Source organism: uncultured Campylobacter sp. (genome assembly GCF_938045225.1).
Lineage (GTDB): Bacteria > Campylobacterota > Campylobacteria > Campylobacterales > Campylobacteraceae > Campylobacter_A.
In genome coordinates, this window is the sequence record NZ_CALINL010000124.1 from 1 (window position 1) to 1,757 (window position 1,757).

Genomic DNA, 1,757 nt, shown 5'->3' on the forward strand with positions numbered 1-1,757 from the left:
TAAATTAATATTATATATTTCGATTTTATTTTATAATTCTTAAAAGTATAAGCATTGGGTAAATTTTATGAAACGAAATCTGAGCAATAATAGCTCAAATTTACATTTTACATCAAAATTTATGTCGGTTTTACAAAGGCAAATTTGACTTTTGACTAAAAACACAAAAAATAAAGAAGTAGCGGACGCGTCAAATTTGCGTCCACGTGGCTAAAAGCTAGTTTAGAAGGTTAAATTTATATCCGACTTGCAACCAAAGCTCGTTGTTATCAGTCTTTTTGACTGCGCCCATAGTATCAAAGTTCTTTCTCTCAAGAGCCGTATAGGTGACGCTTGCGCTTAGTCCCTTGACCCACGGTATATCGTAGATAGCCTGAGCCGCCCAGCCCTTGACGTTCATGTGTGTGTTAGCCGCTGTCGGACCGGCGTTGCGGTGAGGGGCGTCTTGCTTGCCTTTTACTAGGTGTAGTTTTGCTTTTAAGCCCTCGGCGCCCGCTTCTTTAAAGTCGTATTCAAACAAAAGCTTATGCGTATTCATACCCGCATAGCCCGTAAATACGAAAGGTCCGCGGATAGGAAGCAACGTGTATGAGCCAGGGCCGTTACCTAGACCAAACGCTAAAGCGTCGTTGTCGCCGACGGTCGTATAGGCATAAGAGGCGCTAAAGCCAACAAAATCATAAATCCCCGCTCTTAGACCGATCATATTTCCGTCGTAGTTTAGATCCTCCAGGCCTCTTGTAGTGCGAGAGCCCTTGTACATCGCGTCAAAACCGAGCTTAAAGTCGCCGACGGGTACTTTATAGTTAGCCTCGGCTAGGTAGAAGTTGATGTCGCCTTGCAGCGCGCCGCGCCTAAGGTCGGTCACTCTAGCGTATGCGCCGGTTAGTTTTAGATTCGGGATGCTTTGATTTATGACCGCGCCGGTAAAGATATTATCAAACTCGTACGCCACGGGTCCCATGCCGCCGACGATAACTCTATCTTTAAAGTGCGGAGCGCGTCCCTCTTTGCCGCCCGTTACGACGGCGCTTCTGCCTTGAAATTTATAATACCAGCCGCCGATCAATGCAGTGTTTGGTATGTCTTTATTTACGATCGTTAGACCCTCAAACGCCTCTTTAAACGCGCGAGTCGGATTGCCCGCTACTAGCGGAGTATTTACGTATTGACGGCCGAATTTTATATCAGTCTGCCCTATACCGTAGCCCAGATACGCTTCGGACATTACCGCGCCTTGCGTTCTCCACTCTTTATCGTACAAGGTGCCGCTTTTTCTCATGCTGTTAAACGGCAAGAAGTTGCCCTGTCCCGTAATGCCGAGCCTAAAGCCGTAAAACGGATCGGTCACGTATCCAAGCTCAAGCTGTATGGACGTCAGCTGCTCGTCGTGTATCGGCGCGCGTTCGTCTTTTTGATCGACGTAGGTAGCCTGGATCTTGCCTGCTAGTTTTCCTTTGGTAAACGCCTCCCCAAAGGTATCGGCTGCGTTTGCGGCGCCTAAAAAGCCAAGCGCCAAAACGGCGGCTAAACTTAGTTTTGCTAGTTTCATAAAAACTCCTTGGTTAAATTTAGCAAATTTACGTTCCGCAAATTTAATGTGGAACATTAATTTTTATATTTAAGGATTATAGCACAGAAAATAATAAAATTCGTGTTAGATTTGTGATATTTGCTAAAAATATCGCCAAATTTAGGCAAATTTAGACGACCGAGTGTTCTTTAAGCAATGTATAAAGCTTAATTGTCGAGATAAA

1 protein-coding gene is annotated in these 1,757 nt (G+C 44.8%); it reads right to left on the reverse strand.

Annotated elements, in window-relative coordinates:
* Window positions 1-217: 217 nt before the first annotated feature.
* On the reverse strand, window positions 218-1,552 hold the full coding sequence (locus tag Q0200_RS04945; protein ID WP_297938480.1) for an OprD family outer membrane porin: 1,335 nt from the start codon (window positions 1,550-1,552) through the stop codon (window positions 218-220).
* Between the last annotated feature and the right edge of the window lie 205 nt (window positions 1,553-1,757).

Bases quoted from the DNA above. Each gene is read 5' to 3' on its own strand.
- Q0200_RS04945 (WP_297938480.1), bottom strand. From the start codon at position 1,552: ATGAAACTAGCAAAACTAAGTTTAGCCGCCGTTTTGGCGCTTGGCTTT.